Source organism: uncultured Muribaculum sp., from assembly GCF_910583865.1.
Lineage (GTDB): Bacteria > Bacteroidota > Bacteroidia > Bacteroidales > Muribaculaceae > Muribaculum.
Genome location: NZ_CAJTYX010000012.1, coordinates 51,012 through 68,731, shown reverse-complemented (window position 1 = coordinate 68,731; position 17,720 = coordinate 51,012). Strand labels below are relative to the sequence as shown.

General features: G+C 52.5%; 15 protein-coding genes. 11 read left to right on the top strand and 4 right to left on the bottom strand.

Annotated features, from left to right (window positions below; all coding sequences use genetic code 11):
• From QZ303_RS04345 to QZ303_RS04335, 3 genes are all read left to right on the top strand, one after another.
• The coding region (locus tag QZ303_RS04345; protein WP_295729637.1) for a class II fructose-bisphosphate aldolase at positions 1-632 on the top strand (632 nt) is incomplete at its 5' end.
• A 286-nt stretch (positions 633-918) separates the two neighbouring features.
• A complete protein-coding gene (locus QZ303_RS04340; protein ID WP_295729634.1) occupies positions 919-2,097 on the top strand; it encodes an FN3 domain-containing metallophosphoesterase family protein in 1,179 nt (392 codons plus the stop codon).
• 32 nt (positions 2,098-2,129) lie between these two features.
• Positions 2,130-3,782 (top strand): glycoside hydrolase domain-containing protein, encoded by a 1,653-nt coding sequence (locus QZ303_RS04335; RefSeq protein WP_295729632.1) that lies wholly within the window; start codon positions 2,130-2,132, stop codon positions 3,780-3,782.
• Positions 3,783-3,902: 120 nt separating this feature from the next.
• Here QZ303_RS04335 and QZ303_RS04330 read toward each other — a convergent pair whose 3' ends face one another.
• The 4 genes from QZ303_RS04330 to dnaK all read right to left on the bottom strand — a co-directional run bounded on the left by QZ303_RS04330 (position 3,903) and on the right by dnaK (position 8,697).
• The gene (locus QZ303_RS04330; protein WP_295729631.1) at positions 3,903-4,454 is read right to left on the bottom strand and encodes a methylated-DNA--[protein]-cysteine S-methyltransferase; all 552 of its coding nucleotides are present in this window, start codon (positions 4,452-4,454) and stop codon (positions 3,903-3,905) included.
• A 57-nt stretch (positions 4,455-4,511) separates the two neighbouring features.
• Complete coding sequence (locus QZ303_RS04325; RefSeq protein ID WP_295729628.1) at positions 4,512-5,534, bottom strand: CNNM domain-containing protein; 1,023 nt, start codon at positions 5,532-5,534, stop codon at positions 4,512-4,514.
• Between the two features lie 654 nt (positions 5,535-6,188).
• Positions 6,189-6,638: a PepSY-like domain-containing protein gene (locus QZ303_RS04320; RefSeq protein ID WP_295729624.1), complete on the bottom strand. Its 450-nt coding sequence runs from the start codon at positions 6,636-6,638 to the stop codon at positions 6,189-6,191.
• A 154-nt stretch (positions 6,639-6,792) separates the two neighbouring features.
• The gene (dnaK, locus tag QZ303_RS04315) at positions 6,793-8,697 is read right to left on the bottom strand and encodes a molecular chaperone DnaK (protein WP_295729622.1); all 1,905 of its coding nucleotides are present in this window, start codon (positions 8,695-8,697) and stop codon (positions 6,793-6,795) included.
• Between the two features lie 396 nt (positions 8,698-9,093).
• Here dnaK and mce point away from each other — a divergent pair, with 396 nt between their 5' ends.
• The 8 genes from mce to aspS all read left to right on the top strand — a co-directional run bounded on the left by mce (position 9,094) and on the right by aspS (position 17,705).
• Positions 9,094-9,516 (top strand): methylmalonyl-CoA epimerase, encoded by a 423-nt coding sequence (gene mce / locus QZ303_RS04310; RefSeq protein WP_295729620.1) that lies wholly within the window; start codon positions 9,094-9,096, stop codon positions 9,514-9,516.
• Between the two features lie 44 nt (positions 9,517-9,560).
• The gene (locus QZ303_RS04305; protein ID WP_295729618.1) at positions 9,561-11,114 is read left to right on the top strand and encodes an acyl-CoA carboxylase subunit beta; all 1,554 of its coding nucleotides are present in this window, start codon (positions 9,561-9,563) and stop codon (positions 11,112-11,114) included.
• Between the two features lie 10 nt (positions 11,115-11,124).
• Positions 11,125-12,030, top strand: a complete 906-nt coding sequence (locus QZ303_RS04300; RefSeq protein ID WP_295729616.1) for an OadG family transporter subunit — start codon at positions 11,125-11,127, stop codon at positions 12,028-12,030.
• Between the two features lie 51 nt (positions 12,031-12,081).
• Positions 12,082-12,519, top strand: coding sequence for an acetyl-CoA carboxylase biotin carboxyl carrier protein subunit (locus QZ303_RS04295; protein ID WP_295729614.1), 438 nt, complete (start codon positions 12,082-12,084; stop codon positions 12,517-12,519).
• Positions 12,520-12,573: 54 nt separating this feature from the next.
• A complete protein-coding gene (locus tag QZ303_RS04290; RefSeq protein ID WP_295729612.1) occupies positions 12,574-13,731 on the top strand; it encodes a sodium ion-translocating decarboxylase subunit beta in 1,158 nt (385 codons plus the stop codon).
• A gap of 238 nt (positions 13,732-13,969) precedes the next feature.
• Positions 13,970-14,320 carry a hypothetical protein gene (locus QZ303_RS04285; RefSeq protein ID WP_295729610.1) on the top strand — a complete coding sequence of 117 codons (351 nt, stop codon included), beginning with the start codon at positions 13,970-13,972 and terminating at the stop codon, positions 14,318-14,320.
• A gap of 825 nt (positions 14,321-15,145) precedes the next feature.
• Positions 15,146-15,628: a hypothetical protein gene (locus tag QZ303_RS04280; protein WP_295729607.1), complete on the top strand. Its 483-nt coding sequence runs from the start codon at positions 15,146-15,148 to the stop codon at positions 15,626-15,628.
• 313 nt (positions 15,629-15,941) lie between these two features.
• On the top strand, positions 15,942-17,705 hold the full coding sequence (gene aspS / locus QZ303_RS04275; RefSeq protein ID WP_295729605.1) for an aspartate--tRNA ligase: 1,764 nt from the start codon (positions 15,942-15,944) through the stop codon (positions 17,703-17,705).
• Positions 17,706-17,720 lie beyond the last annotated feature (15 nt).

Below are 17,720 nucleotides of genomic sequence, written 5' to 3'. Positions count from 1 at the left end.
AGAATGTAGCCCTCACCAAGAAGGTCGTTGACTATGCTCACCAGTATGACGTGACAGTCGAAGGCGAACTCGGCGTACTTGCCGGCGTAGAGGATGAAGTGTCCTCCGACCACCACACCTATACCGACCCCGAGGAAGTGATTGACTTCGTGACCCGCACAGGCTGCGACTCTCTCGCCATCTCAATCGGCACATCGCACGGAGCATACAAGTTCACTCCCGAGCAGTGCACCCGCGACCCGAAAACCGGCCGTCTCGTTCCCCCGCCACTTGCATTCAACGTGCTTGAGGCTGTCGAGGCCAAGCTCCCCGATTTCCCCATCGTGCTCCACGGCTCTTCTTCCGTTCCCCAGGAGTATGTCGACATCATCAACTCCAACGGCGGCAAGCTTCCCGACGCTATAGGTATCCCCGAAGAGGAACTCCGCAAGGCTGCAAAGATGGATGTCTGCAAGATCAACATCGACTCCGACAGCCGTCTCGCCATGACCGCTGCCGTTCGCCGCGTATTCAACGACAAACCCGCTGAATTCGACCCCCGCAAGTACCTCGGTCCGGCCCGCGACGAAATGGAGAAACTCTACAAGCACAAAATCGTAGCCGTTCTCGGCTCGGAAGGAAAGGCTGAGTAATCACCATCACAACAATACAATGAGGCGATGTGTCATTCAATTCTGACACATCGCTTTTTTGTGTCCATAGGTAAAGCGTGATTGTCAGACTACTTTTCACATCCCCATCCAACTTATTGCCATATATTCACGAACGAGCGGTAAAACCGCATGTCCATAAGGGTATATTATATGTCGGTACGGATTAAAAAAGTGTAAATCCCACCCCAATACGGAAATTTTACGCTAACTTTGACATATCGTTACAAGCCGACAATTGTCACACACCTCAAATCAACCATCATTAATGTACACATTAAAACTATCTACCCTCATGGTAATGATGCTGTCGGCATCGTTCCTCTCGCCTCTATCAGCTATCAAAATCATATCAGGCCCTTACCTCCAGAATGTAGGGGAAACGGAATCTACAATAATATGGAGGACCGACAAGGATGCCACCGCATGGGTGGAAATCGCACCGGACGACGGACGCCACTTCTACGCATGCGAGCATCCGCGCACTTACGCCACCGACCTTGGACGCGCCGTTATCGGAACAGTGCATAAGGTCACCGTAAAGGGCCTTCAGCCCGGCACAACATACCGCTATAGGGTATTTTCAGAGGAAGTGCTCGAACAGAAACCACACCACGTAAGCTACGGCGACGTGGCTTCCACCAAAGTCTATCGAAAGTCTCCGCTGACACTTCGCACACGCTCCGCCGGGAAAGACACACTCGATTTCATGATGGTCAATGACATACACGGCGATAACGAGCTGCTTTCCGACCTGCTCAAGGACGTGGATAAGAAAAAGACCGACTTCGTGCTGTTCAACGGCGACATGGTAAGCTTCATGAATACCGAGGACCAGGTGTTCGAGGGGTTCGTCAATGGCGCGTCGAAACTTTTCGCATCAGAGACGCCGTTCTACATGGTGCGCGGCAACCATGAGACGCGCGGCAACGGAGCCAAAGAATTTATGCGTTATTTCCCCACTCCCACAGGCAAGCCCTACTACACATTCCGTAGCGGCCCGGTATGCTTCGTGGTGCTTGACGGGGGAGAGGACAAGCCCGACAACGACATCGAGTATTCCCGCACTTCGTTTTTCGACGACTATCGCCGCGACGAAGCCGATTGGCTCCGAGAAACGGTGGCGAGCGATGAATTCCGCAGCGCACCGTTCAAAATCGCAGTGATCCACGTTCCTCCGGTAAACACGAGCTGGCACGGGCCTATCCAAACGAAAGAGCTGTTCCTGCCAATACTAAACGAGGCCGGGATAGACTTGATGCTCTGCGGGCATCTGCACAAGCACTTCTTCAACGAAGCGGGCACCGACGGCGCCGCCTTTCCCATCCTCATCAACTCTAATAATGACATCGCCACATTCCATGCCGACGCCGGCACACTGTCGTTAACGGTTACATCCCGCGACGGAAAAACGCGTATGTCGCGCTCATTCACCTCCGGACAATAAGACCCGACACATTCAGTAACAATATCATCCCCATGAAAACGAGCAAAACGCTTATCTTTACATCCCTGATGCTCGCATGTGCAGCATCATCTGCTTCGGCGCAACTCACATGGGCGTCTAAAGACGTGCATTACGCTTCCGACACCCGGCTTCCGGCCACGCTTACCACCGACACCATCGTGCATGCATGGCGAGGAGAGCGCGTCGGCGCGCTCGCTCTCATACACATCCCGGAAGGACAACCCGCCACATGCTCCGCCTCGGTCGAAGGAAATCTGCCGGCACAGGCGAGCTTCGTCGATTATGTGCTCACCGACGACTTCCGTGCATGCGGCACACATCCTGACACCCTCCCCTCCTGGCGCGTGCCCGACATAATCGACACCAAGGCCCGTGAAGTCTACATCCCGGCAGGTGAGACCCGTCCGGTGTGGGTGACCGTGGAAGTCCCCTACGACGCAGCCCCAGGTACCTACCGCGAGACATTGAAAGTCGACGGCCATGCCATAGACCTTGACATAGCAGTGTCAGCGATGACACTTCCAGAGCCACAAGACCAGGCATTCCATCTCAACCTCTGGCAACAGCCCTACTCCGTGGCACGATTCGGCAACGTAAGGCCATGGAGCAAGGAACATTTCGAACTGCTCAAACCCTATGCCGGCTATCTTGCCCGCGCCGGACAGAAAACCATATCTGCCATACTCTTCTACGAGCCATGGGGCGAACAGAGCAACGACCTATTCCTCCCTATGATAGAGACCATGAAGAAATCCGACGGTACATGGAGCTACGACTACGACGTGTTTGACCGATGGGTACAGTTCATGACCGACAACGGAGTCGACGGCCTCATAGAGTGTTTCACCATGATTCCATGGGAAATGAACTTCCGTTACTACGACGAGGCATCGAAAGACTATAAGTTTCTAAAGACCACCACCTCATCACTGGAGTACCGCGACCTTTGGCTGAACTTCCTGAAAGCCTTCGCCACCCATCTAAAGAACAAAGGCTGGTTCGACCGAACCATGATAAGCATGGACGAGCGTAGCCTTTCCGACATGCTCAACGCCTACGAGATAATCCAGGATGCGGAGCCTGACTTCAAGGTGTCGCTCGCCGGCAACTATCACCCGGAATTAATCGACAAACTGTACTGCTACACCATTCTGCTGTCCGATGCCTATCCCCCCGGCGTGGTCGAAAAGCGCCGCGAGAAAGGGTTGGTGACCGACCTCTACACATGCTGTTCGAGGCCGGAGCCTAACCTGTTCTCCAACAACTCGCCGGCTGATGCCGTATGGATCCCGGTCTACTGCACGGCCACAGGCCATGACGGTTATCTCCACTGGAGCTTCATGAACTGGACCGACGAGCCGCTCGTCGACAGCCGTTTCAAGCTCTTCGCCCCCGGCGACACCTACTTCATCTATCCCGAAGGCCGCTCGTCAATTCGCTACGAGCGCCTCGTAGAAGGCATACAGCTAAGTGAAAAGACACTGATACTGCGGAACAAGTTTGTCAAGGAGCATGACGCAGCGTCGCTCGACAAGCTCGATGCCGCCCTAAATCCCATACGCATGGGTGTCGTAGTGCCCCAGGCATCTACCGCAGCCACGGTCAACCACCTGAAGGACACCGTTGATTCCCTTTCATCACGGTATGCCCATGAAGCCGACTGATTGCCGGTTATAAATATCGCACATGCAACACGGAGCATCCAAAGAATTGTATAGCTCAATCTTTGGATGCTCAGTTTCCCATGCGTGCATTTTATAGGTAGTTGTTTCTAAACAACCCTCTTATATAGCGCCTTCGAGCCTGAGAAGCCATTGCTTGGCATCAAGTCCGCCGCCATAACCTGTCAATGTGCCGTTGGCACCGATTACCCGATGGCAAGGAGCGAATATGGAAATCGAGTTCGCGCCATTGGCGTTGGCCACCGCACGGACAGCCGTCGCCCTACCAAGCATTCTCGCCATCTCTCCATAAGAAATGGTCTTGCCATAAGGAATCGAGAGCAGTGCATCCCAAACACGGCACTGAAACCCGGTACCTGACCACATCAGCGGCACGTCAAACTCTCGGCGCTCTCCGGCGAAGTATTCGTCAAGTTCCCTGATCGCCGTTTCAACCACTGGCGACAATCCGCTTTCAAACTCAGCATGAAGCATTCTACGCAACCGGTCGGCAACACGCATACGATGACGCTCAACCTGCCAGTCACACAGGCATAACCTGTCGCCATACGACCCGAGCATCAGATCGCCACACGGAGTCTCATATGTCATGACCATTATCCGATCGCCGCCTTCCTCTTTTGTCGGTGTCAAGCGGCTTGCAATATGCTTCATATAATATATTTCTTAAAATGGTTTTATAAGAATGGTTGGCATCATCGGCCAAAACGTCTATGGTCGGGACCGTTGCATTGATTCATACTTTGCAAGCGCAGCCTTCTGCAAGTCAGTCTCCGTATCAACTTCATCCACGATTTCCTCCCCAAGCATGGTCTCGATTATGTCCTCCATCGTCACAAGGCCTCGAAGGCAACCATACTTGTCTTGAATGACAGAGATATGCTCTTTTTTCTCAATCATCTTTTCCCAGATGTCAAACACATTGTCATCCTCATCAAAACTCAGGATAGGACGTACAATATCACCCAGACGAGTGTCGAAACTATCCTTTACCAATAACTCAAGAATCGCTGATTTCAGAACATAACCTACTATGTAATCCTTGTTATCCTTGTATACCGGGATACGGGAATAAGTCAACTCACATTTGTCGAAAAACTCTTTGGCGGTCATGGCCTCTGAAACGGATGTCACCATCAGGTTAGGTGTCATTATTTCTTCAGCTTTTATATTGGTGAGTTTTATAGTATTCTGTATTATCGCACTCTCTTTATTTTCAAGCACCCCTTCATCAGAAGCTACCGCAACCATAGCAGCCACCTCCTCCCGGCTCACCGACACGGCATCCTGATTAGAAGAAAACAGTTTAGTAATCAGTTCTGAAAGCCATACCAATGGAAACGTTATGACTACGAGTATGTGTATGATGGTGACGGACGGCATTGCAAGCTTACGCCAATATGACGCCCCGATAGTCTTGGGTATAATCTCGGAAAGCACGAGAATCAGAAGCGTAAGTATGGCCGAGACAATACCGAAACTCGCCTCGCCGAATATCTTCACGGCTTCTGCGCCAACACCGGCAGCCCCTATCGTATGGGCTATGGTATTCAGCGAGAGAATCGCGGCGATCGGTTTGTCGATAGAGGATTTATATTCCCTCATGCGAGGAGCATTCTTGGCACCCTCGTTTTCCTTCATGGTAATGAAGGACATGGGAGTGGAAAGCAAGACCGCTTCCAATACCGAGCATAGGAATGAAAGGGCCAAAGCGCCTATAAGATAGGCGAACATTATATACATAAGATTTCTGTATTGAGTTAATAATCAAGGTTACACAGTTTTGCAGTTTTCATCTAAGATAGAAATCCCCCGATTATTCACGTTGTACACAGAACAATTTTCTTAATTCATTTAATATGACATAACTATGTGGTTTATGTGATATCGCACACACCGACTTCTGAATTTTATGCGGGCGTTTTTCAACGAGTATTTTCGTATCATTTTTTATTATCGAATCAGCATGTCGTGATAAAATCATATCACTATAGCCTGCGGCATCCGAAAATTCATATACATGGCTATAACTTCCCTCATCTACGGCTCCGGCATTCTCGGGCGACAGCAGGGACATCACAGCACATAATAGTATGGTCAGACACCTTGGGAAATCCATAAATGCGATATTATCCTCGTAATATAATAAACGTCTATGAAACAATATTGTTGCAGGCATAGCGTATTATCCAACATAAGCGACATCCATACCTCAAATCAAGAGATTGTTTAAAAACAAAAGTGAAATACCGAGCTGTCGGATTTTCAGGGAAATATGATTCGCGTCTCAATCACATAGCCTAATATGTCCCTTCGACTTAAATCCTATTTCCCTGAAAATCCGACAGTAGAAAGGTAATTTTCACTTACGGTTATTAAGGTCTCATATCATTCATCCAGACTGTCGGAACTCTTCTTAAGCTGCCCGAGTACACTGAATTTCAGTTCAGTACCGTCGGAAAGCACGATTATATGGCCTCCTGATTTCTTTGTAATCTTGTTTATCGTTGCATCAGGATAGGTTGAAGCCACCTTCTTGCGAATACGCTGAGGCACGAGTTCATCAGGTACACTCCTCTTCTTGCAATCGACGGATGTCCATGAACCGGCATTATTAAACTCAATCTTAGTGCCGTTGACAAGCTTCACATCGTAGTCGGTCTTTTTAAGGAGATGCCTGTCGACCTTGATCATGGAAACTTTTGCCTTTGGGAAATATGTGGTAAGCATCTCCTGCGCCTTTACCGGAAGGGCATCACGGTCGAGGGTATACTTATCGGCTTTTGCCATAGGCACAAACGCGATAAGAGCGAAAATCACAAATAAAATCTTTCTCATAATATCAAAATAATATCAAAAAATCGGCCCACACCCTTTTACAGTAATGTGAGCCGATTGAATGTAAATTATAAATTATCTAACTGACCAAGTATCGCTCAAAGGATACGGCATCATACTCCGCCATATCGCAATGAGTATAACCTTCAGTCGCTTACTTCACTTCCTCAAAGTCGACGTCGGTAACATGATCGTCGGAAGGAGCCTGACCGGCACCGGGCTGAGGGCCTGCCTGCTGTCCGGCAGACTGAGCCTGCTGCTGGGCATTGAGGATATCCTGCTGTGCGGCACCGAAAGCGGCCTCGATTTCCTTGATGGCGGCATCGCAAGCAGCCACGTCCTGAGCCTTGTGGGCATCCTTCAGCTTGGCGACAGCGCTCTCGATAGCTGCCTTCTTGTCGGCGGGAATCTTGTCGCCGAGTTCGGAAAGCTGCTTCTCGGTCTGGAAGATCAGGGCATCGGCCTGGTTGAGTTTGTCAATCTTCTGCTTCTCGGCCTCGTCGGCAGCTGCGTTGGCGGCAGCCTCGTCTTTCATTCGCTTGATCTCAGCGTCGGTAAGGCCCGATGAAGCCTCGATACGGATGCTCTGTTCCTTGCCGGTAGCCTTATCCTTGGCGGAAACGTTGAGGATACCGTTTGCATCAATCTCGAAAGTAACCTCGATCTGAGGTATGCCACGAGGTGCGGGAGCAATGCCGTCGAGGTGGAACTTGCCGAGAGTCTTGTCATCCTTGGCAAGAGGACGCTCGCCCTGGAGCACGTGGATCTCAACCGAAGGCTGATTGTCGGCAGCGGTAGAGAAAGTCTCGCTCTTGCGGGTAGGGATGGTCGTATTGGCCTCGATAAGCTTTGTCATCACGCCGCCGAGGGTCTCGATACCGACCGACAGAGGCACAACGTCGAGCAGAAGCACATCCTTAACATCGCCCGAAAGGACACCGCCCTGGATGGCTGCGCCGACGGCCACAACCTCGTCGGGGTTGACACCCTTCGAAGGAGCCTTGCCGAAGAACTTCTTGACGATTTCCTGGATGGCGGGGATACGGGTCGAACCACCCACAAGGATCACCTCGTCGATGTCGGAAGCCTTAAGCCCGGCATCGGAGAGAGCCTGCTCGCAAGGCTTGATAGTTGCCTGTATCAGCTTGTCGGCCAGACGCTCGAATTCGGCACGGGTAAGGGTCTTTACCAAGTGGCGGGGAACACCGTCGACCGGCATGATATAGGGGAGGTTGATTTCCGTAGTAGTGGAGCTTGAAAGCTCGATCTTGGCCTTCTCCGCAGCCTCTTTAAGACGCTGGAGGGCCATGGCATCCTTACGGAGATCTACGCCGTATTCCTTCTGGAAATCGTCGGCAAGCCAATCGATGATCACATGGTCGAAGTCGTCACCGCCGAGGTGGGTATCACCGTTGGTCGACTTGACCTCGAACACGCCGTCACCAAGTTCAAGGATAGAAATATCGAACGTACCGCCACCAAGGTCGAACACGGCAATCTTCTGATCCTTGTCGCTCTTGTCGAGACCATAGGCCAATGCGGCGGCTGTAGGCTCGTTGACGATACGACGCACCTTAAGCCCGGCAATCTCACCGGCCTCCTTGGTGGCCTGACGCTGGGAATCGTTGAAGTAGGCAGGGACGGTGATCACGGCCTCATCGACAGTCTGTCCCAGATAGTCCTCCGCAGTCTTTTTCATCTTCTGCAGGATCATAGCTGAAATTTCCTGAGGAGTGTATTCACGGCCGTCGACCAACACACGCACGGTACCGTTGTCAGCCTTGCCGACTTCATAAGGCACACGCTTCACTTCATCCGCCACCTCATCGTAGCGCTCGCCCATGAAGCGCTTGATTGAATAGACAGTGCCCTCCGGATTGGTGATGGCCTGGCGCTTTGCAGGATCACCCACCTTACGCTCGCCGCCTGCGATGAAGGCTACGATTGAAGGAGTGGTGTTGCGGCCCTCGCTGTTAGGAATAACGACGGGATCGTTACCCTCAAGTACGGCTACACATGAGTTGGTAGTACCCAAATCAATACCGATTATCTTTCCCATAATTGTAAGTTTTTATTTGTTTCTTTAATTTCTTGTTTGCGTTATAGTCATGCCGAAGCCCCACAGGGGGAATCCCGGCGTTCATTAGACAGAACAAATCACGTGCCAAAAAGGTTGCACGTAACATTAATTTAATACAGCTCAATCCATTAACCGACAATTCCCTACTGACACGGCCACTGACATAATTTCACATACTACTGACAAAAACAGCTCCCTTAATCCTCTATTGTCACAAATTCGCATCCTAACATCCCACCAACGTTTTGAAAACTTTTAGGCCGTCGGCTCATGCTTTTACGCAAAATTTGCTAAATTTGCCGGAAATTGCCGATAATAGGTAGACAGTCAACCCGGCAACAATCGATTATAATATCATAAACCATAAATTCTACAATGAACATCTCCCACATCGAACATGTAGGTATAGCCGTCCCCTCACTGGACGAAGCTATCCCTTTCTACGAAAACATCCTTGGCCTTAAGTGTTTTGCCATCGAAGAAGTAGCCGACCAGAAAGTACGCACAGCGTTTTTCCAGGTGGGCCAGACCAAAATAGAGCTTCTTGAAGGAACGTCGGACGACAGCGCCATCTCCAAGTTCATCGCCAATAACGGCGGCCGCGGAGGCATACAGCACATCGCATTCGCCATGGCCGACGGTGTAGCCAACGCCCTGGCCGAAGCCGAGGAAAAAGGTTGCCGCCTCATTGATAAAGCACCCCGCAAAGGCGCGGAAGGCCTCAACATCGCGTTCCTGCACCCTAAATCGACATGCGGCGCCCTCGTCGAGCTTTGCGAGGATCCCAAGAAGATGTAATCAAGTCGTAAAATTCACTCCATACACATACATTATTATATAGTATGAGCAACCAACTCGAAAAGGTCCAGGAGCTTATCGCGCTACGCACGGAAGCACGTCTGGGCGGTGGCGAAAAGGCCATACAAAAGCAGCACGATAAAGGAAAATACACAGCCCGCGAACGTATCGCACAGCTCCTCGACGAAGGTTCGTTCGAGGAACTTGACATGTTCGTGCGCCATCGCTGCACCAACTTCGGCCAGGAAAAGAAATCATATCTCGGCGACGGCGTCGTGACCGGATACGGCACGATCGACGGACGCCTCGTCTACGTATTCGCACAGGACTTCACCGTATTCGGCGGCTCGCTCTCCGAGACCATGGCCCTAAAGATCTGCAAGATCATGGATATGGCCATGAAGATGGGTGCTCCCGTCATCGGACTCAACGACTCCGGAGGTGCGCGCATCCAGGAAGGCATCAACGCCCTCGGCGGATATGCCGAAATCTTCCAGCGCAACATCCTCGCCTCGGGTGTGATTCCGCAGATTTCCTGCATCCTCGGTCCCTGCGCCGGAGGCGCCGTATATTCCCCGGCCCTCACCGACTTCACCATCATGGCCAAGGGAATCTCCTACATGTTCCTCACCGGCCCGAAAGTGGTAAAGACCGTCACCGGCGAAGATGTAACCCAGGAAGCCCTGGGCGGCGCGCAGGTACACTCCACAAAGAGCGGCGTATGCCACTTCGCAGCCGAAGATGGCGAGGACGCACTGAAGATCGCCCGCAAGCTCTTCGGCTACATCCCCCAAAACAATCTTGAAGAGCCGCCAATGGTGGAATGCACCGACCCGATCGACCGTCTGGAGGACTCACTCAACGATATAATCCCCGACAGCGCCAACAAGCCCTACGACATGTATGAGGTGATCGGCGCCATCATCGACCACGGCGAATTCCTCGAAGTGCAGCGCGACTATGCCAAGAACCTCATCGTGGGCTTCGCCCGCATGAACGGCCAAAGCGTAGGCATCGTCGCCAACCAGCCCAAATACCTCGCCGGCGTGCTCGACAGCAACGCTTCGCGCAAGGGCGCCCGCTTCGTACGCTTCTGCGACGCTTTCAACATTCCTCTGGTGACCCTCGTCGACGTGCCAGGCTTCCTTCCCGGCACCGGACAGGAGTACAACGGCGTGATCCTGCACGGAGCCAAGCTGCTCTACGCCTATGGCGAAGCCACCGTGCCCAAGGTGACCGTGACACTCCGCAAGAGCTACGGAGGCTCTCACATCGTGATGAGCTGCAAGCAGCTTCGCGGCGACATGAACTATGCATGGCCAACCGCAGAAATCGCCGTGATGGGTGGTGCAGGCGCTGTGGAGGTGCTCTACGCAAAGGAAGCCAAGGCCGCCGAAGATCCCGCCAAGGTGCTTGCAGAGAAGGAGCTGGAGTACAACAAACTCTTCTGCAACCCCTACAACGCAGCCAAGTACGGCTACATCGACGACGTGATCGAGCCGCGCAACACCCGTTTCCGCGTGATACGCGCCCTGCAGCAGCTCGCCACCAAGAAAGTCACAAATCCCGCCAAGAAACACGGCAACATACCTCTTTAATCCATCAACAATGAGAAAGAGTATCATCCTGTTTCTCGCCCTCACCCTCGTATGTGGCGCATCGGCCTTTGCCCAAGGACGCAAAGGCCTGCGCATCAACGAGGTGATGGTACAGAACGACTCAAACTACGTAGACGACTACGGTCAGCACCAGGCCTGGATCGAGCTTTTCAACTCTACCTACGCGCCGATGGAGATTTCGAGCGTCTACCTCACCGACGATCCCGCCAATCCCAAGAAATATCCCGTGCCCCTGGGTGATGTCAACACCGAGATTCCCACACGCCAGCATGTAGTGTTCTGGGCCGACGGAGAACCTAACAAGGGAACTTTCCACCTCAGCTTCCGCCTCGTGCCGGGACAAGACAACTGGATCGGCATATACGACGCCAACGGGCGCACCCTTATCGACTCGGTGACCGTGCCTGCCTCGCTGCTCCCCAACACCACCTATGCCCGCGCCATTGACGGAGAAGGCGCATGGGAGGTGCGCGACGGCGGCGACAAGTACATCACCCCCTCCAGCGCCAACCAGATCGTAGACACCAACGGCAAGGTCGAGATGTTTGCCGAGACCGACGGCCACGGATTCGGACTGTCGCTGATGGCAATGCTCATCGTGTTCTTCGCGCTTGCACTGCTCTGCGTATGCTTCTATATAATCAGCAGGATAGGCGCATCCGTGTCGCGCAAGAACAAAGCCGCATCGCAAGGCATCGACACCAAGCAGCTACCCAGGGAAGAAAAACCGCAGCATGACTCCGGCGAGGAAATCGCGGCGATAGTAATGGCCCTCAACGACCACCTCAACGCCCACGACCGCGAAAGTACCATCCTTACCATCAGCAAGGTACGCCGCTCCTACTCCCCCTGGAGCTCGAAGATTTACGGCCTGCGCGAGCTGCCTCACCGTTAACCGCGTAAATCTCCTACATAAAAACATCTCATTCCACCAACGTTTAGACAAATGAAAGAGTACAAATATAAAATCAACGGCAACAACTATAATGTTGCCATTGGCGATATAGTCGACGGCAAAGCTGAAGTGCTTGTCAACGGCACTCCCTACAAAGTGGAGCTTGACCAAAAGAAGGCTCCCGTAACCGTAGTAAGCCACGCTCCGCGAGCCGCTGCCGCTCCACGCACAGCCGCCGGCGAAAAGGTGATTTCAAAACCGAGCGTAGCCAGCGGAAGCATCCAGATAAAGGCACCCCTGCCCGGCACCGTAATGTCAATCAACTGCAAGGTCGGCGACACGGTAAAGGCCGCCGACACAGTGATCATCCTCGAGGCAATGAAGATGGAAAACGCCATCCACGCCGGCTACGACGGCAAGGTAGCATCCATCACCTGCAATCCCGGCGATGCCGTGCTTGAGGGCGCAGTGCTAATCACCCTGGAATAAGTACATATTCCGTAACAACGTCTAATCCCACTTTTCCGGAATATGATATCATTAATGAGTTTCAGCGAATTCATATCCGTAAACTTCCACCAGTTCTGGGTGCTCACCGGCTTTGCCAATGTCACCTGGCAGCACGGAGTGATGCTCCTCGTGGGCCTCTTCTTCATATGGCTTGCCATCAAGAAGAACTTCGAGCCTATGCTTCTGGTGCCGATAGGTTTCGGTATTCTCCTCGGCAACATACCTTTCAACGCCACCGCCGGACTTGAAATCGGCATCTACGAAGAAGGGTCAGTGCTCAACATCCTCTACAACGGCGTCTCGGCCGGATGGTATCCGCCGCTGATATTCCTCGGCATCGGAGCGATGACCGACTTCAGCGCCCTGATCGCCAACCCCAAGCTGATGCTTATCGGCGCGGCGGCGCAGTTCGGCATATTCGGCGCCTACATGGTGGCCCTCGCCCTGGGCTTCTCCCCCGACCAGGCCGGAGCAATCGCCATCATCGGCGGTGCCGACGGCCCAACGGCCATCTTCCTGTCATCGAAGCTCGCCCCCAACTTGATGGGCGCAATCGCAGTGTCGGCCTACTCCTACATGGCCCTCGTGCCACTGATTCAGCCGCCGATCATGCGACTGCTCACCACCAAGAAAGAGCGCGTCATCCGCATGAAACCCGCGCGTGCGGTCAGCCAGAACGAGAAGATCATCTTCCCGATCATCGGCCTGCTCCTCACTTGCTTCGTGGTGCCCTCCGGTATACCGCTGCTCGGCATGCTCTTCTTCGGCAACCTGCTGCGTGAATGCGGCGTCACAACCCGTCTGGCCAAGACAGCAAGCAACGCTCTGACCGACATCGTGACCATGCTGCTCGGCCTCACCGTAGGCGCCTCCACACAGGCCACTTCATTCCTCACGGTCGACACCATCTTCATCTTTGCTCTCGGATTCATGGCTTTCATCATAGCATCGGCTTCCGGTGTGCTCTTCGTGAAGTTCTTCAACCTCTTCCTCCCACAGAGCAAGAAGCTCAACCCGCTCATCGGCAACGCCGGTGTGTCGGCTGTGCCTATGTCGGCCCGCATATCCAACAACCTCGGTCTCGAATACGATCCCACCAACTACCTGCTCATGCACGCCATGGGTCCCAACGTGTCCGGTGTGATCGGTTCTGCCGTCGCTGCAGGTGTGCTCCTCGGCTTCCTTGCCTGACCCTCAACGTCATAGTCAACGGCGCCATCCCGCTTTTAGCCCGATGGCGCCGTCGGCTTCATTGATTGTGCATTCTTTGTGCGACCATAGTGGATGTTAAAATACGGTTACAATCAGCTTCCGCAACCCCGTTGCCACGAACTTTCACACACCAAACGGTGTATTATGGTTGAAGCACGTCTCCAAAACGATAATCGCATCACCCTCTCCGAAAAATCTTGCTATATACCGCATATTCATGATTACCAAGAAAGTCATAGACGAACTCTACCACAAATACAACCGGCGTCCTGACAGCATCGACGCTCTTGACATACCACTCCTCTTCGACCACGCTTCGGAGGAGCACGACCTCAGTATCGACGGCAACGGCAACATAGTGATCGGATGTCTCGACTCCAGGTCGCCATTCCACGAGATAGCCCTCTCCCACGTACACGGCATATCGCGATTAGACGACACCCTCGCCATCGTGCTCCACAGTTCCATCCTCTTCCTCAACAAGAAAGATGCCGGAGTCAACGTACACATCCGCACCGAGCAGCCCTCCATTTGGGAGCGCCTCCGCTGGAAATTCTGCAAGGCCTGACTACGCCGCCCCCATTCTTCCACTCCCAATCTCCTCCCCATCCAGCCCCTCCCCACCCCGTTCCCTCTCTTGTCCATCAACACCATCTCCCCTACCGCAACCTCCCGGCCGCTACCCGCAGTCGGGATTAATCATATCTCCACGAATCATATCACAAAGCTTCCAAGTGGAATCAAGAACAGCCGCATCAAAAATAACAGTCTGTTATTCAGTTAATTATCAGCCAAAAGTTTAAGCACATAGTACTTTGCTGATTACCAGTGGATTAACCACTATCTTATAAGTGATAAAAAATTAAATTTTTCATCACTTATAACAAATTGTTTACCAACATGTTACATAACATGGAATTTCAAAATGATAAATATTTTCAAGACTGAAAATTTTGCCGGCTGACCTCTTTGACATAAATTCACCAACTCTTTCCAAATAATCAAACACAAATCATTGCACACGGCAATCAAACAGAAAGCAAATGAACAAGAAGATACTTTACACATTGATTTATATAGGAGGCCTGGCTATTCTGGCGTGGCCACTCTATACATTATTCATATGCCATCGCTGGAAACTTGCAATCTCGACAACGTCACTCATTATTTTCGGAACAATCAGCTATATTAAGCTTATGAGAGGAAAAGACTGATTTTTCATTTGCATTATAGCCGGAGAAACATTACATTTGCATCATAAACCACCAAAAAAATTCAATATGCAACTTCACCATAATTATGCGCATCCTCTGATACACATCTGACTGAATCATCTGTCAACAACATGACTAAAAAACATACACATCCATAGACTGAGTAACCCACAAAAATTATGAAAAATAAAACGGCCTCCTGCTGCCTCTCCGGATTGATTGGCTCGATAACCCTCTTGACGATAATTTATCTGATGATTGCCGTCCGCGGTTTGCTGCACAACGAAAGTCCAATGACTCTGCAAGAATTCATCGCCGGCTCTCCCGACACTTATTCGGGAATAATATTCGGAGTGATGGCTATCATTGGATTTTATTGCGGGTTTGCATTACGTCGACAATATCTTAATCATATCGCCAGATTCGCCACTCGTCATCCGGATCTGCCGGAGGACGAAGCACAGCATCTCGGCGCACGCAGCTTCCGAATAAAAACAGCCAAAGAACTGTTCAAACTGACCTACCTGATTCCTATAATCACATACGTCAACGAGTGGCGTATACCCTCCACCCCGGGCGATTTCATATTCCTGTCGATAGCCGCCATTGCCGGCATACTCCTCTATGGTATGAAGAAAAGCCATGTAATGCAATCCCGTTAACCCCATCGATCTGAACCAGACAAATGCTATCGATAGATTTGGTACTGATACCTGTGTACGTGGTCCTTATCACGGTCACAGACTCATGCCTCAAGAAAAGAGTAAAAACCGGTTGGCTGAGGTTTGCCACCACTACAGCAATCACAGTGCCCATTGCCATCCTTTGCAGATGGATTACCGGAACAATATTCGAATGACACGGACAGTGACATGACGGACACGGTGTTTTCGACTCATATTTCCGCCTCAAAAGATTCTATTTTGCGTTTTTTCTACTTTTCACTAACTTTACGCAAAATTTTCAAAGCCAATTATGTATCGTAACAAGACCTGTGGCGAGTTGCGACTCGCCGATGCCGGTCAGACCGTCACAATAGCCGGATGGGTGCAGCGCATCCGCAAGATGGGCGGCATGACATTTGTCGATATCCGCGACCGCTACGGAATCACCCAAGTCGTTTTCAACAACGAGGTCGACGCCCCACTCTGCGAGGAGGCCAACCATCTCGGACGTGAATTCGTAGTGCAGATTACGGGAAAAGTAGCCGAACGCTATGCCAAGAATCCCGACATGCCCACCGGCGACATCGAGATCGAGGCCCACTCGCTCAATGTGCTCAACCGTTCCGAGGTGCCCCCGTTCACCATCGAGGACGAGAGCGACGGCGGCGATGACATACGCATGAAATACCGCTATCTCGACCTGCGCCGTCCATGCGTGCGCCGCAACCTTGAGCTGCGCCACCGCATGACTATGGAAGTGCGCCGCTACCTCGACTCCAAGGGATTCCTTGAGATAGAGACCCCCATGCTTGTAGGCTCCACCCCCGAGGGAGCACGCGACTTCGTTGTGCCCTCGCGCATGAACCCCGGACAGTTCTACGCGCTTCCCCAGTCGCCACAGACCCTCAAGCAGCTACTCATGGTGTCGGGCATGGACCGCTACTTCCAGATTGTGAAATGCTTCCGCGACGAGGACCTGCGCGCCGACCGCCAGCCTGAGTTCACTCAGATCGACTGCGAGATGTCGTTCGTCAACCAGAACGATATAATCCAGCTGTTTGAAGGGATGGCGAAACACCTGTTCAAGGAACTGCGCGGTGTGGAACTTACCGAACCGTTCATACGTATGCCCTGGGCCGATGCCATGCGCCTGTATGGATCGGACAAACCCGACCTGCGTTTCGGCATGACATTCGTCGAACTGATGGATGTGCTCAAGGGCCACGGATTCAGCGTATTCGACAACGCCGCCTACATCGGAGGCATCTGTGCCACCGGAGCAGCCCACTATACCCGCAAACAGCTCGACCAGCTCACCGAATTCGTCAAGCGTCCGCAGATAGGCGCCAAAGGCATGGTCTATGCCCGCGTCGAGGCCGACGGCAACGTCAAGTCGTCAGTCGACAAATTCTATTCGCAGGAGGTGCTACAACAACTGAAGGAAGCCATGGATGCCAAGCCCGGCGACCTCATACTCATCCTCTCCGGCGACGACGCGATGAAAACCCGCAAGCAGCTCTGCGAGTTGCGCCTTGAAATGGGCCGTCAGCTCGGACTGCGCGACAAGAACAAGTTCGCATGCCTGTGGGTGGTCGATTTCCCCATGTTCGAGTGGAGCGACGAGGAGCAGCGCCTGATGGCAATGCATCATCCGTTCACCCATCCCAAGGACGAGGACATACCCATGCTCGACACCGACCCCGCAGCAGTGCGCGCCGATGCCTACGACATGGTGGTCAACGGAGTGGAAGTCGGCGGAGGTTCAATCCGTATACACGACAGCGCATTGCAGGCCAAAATGTTCGAGATACTCGGCTTCACACCCGAGAAAGCACAAGAGCAGTTCGGATTCCTGATGAATGCATTCAAGTACGGGGCACCACCCCACGGAGGCCTCGCATATGGTCTCGACCGTTGGGTATCGCTCTTCGCAGGTCTCGACTCGATACGCGACTGCATCGCCTTCCCGAAGAACAATTCGGGCCGCGACGTCATGCTCGACGCTCCCGCCGCGCTCGACCCCAAACAGCTCGACGAGCTTAACCTCACGGTCGACATCCGCGACAAGCAGTAATGACGAACACCACAC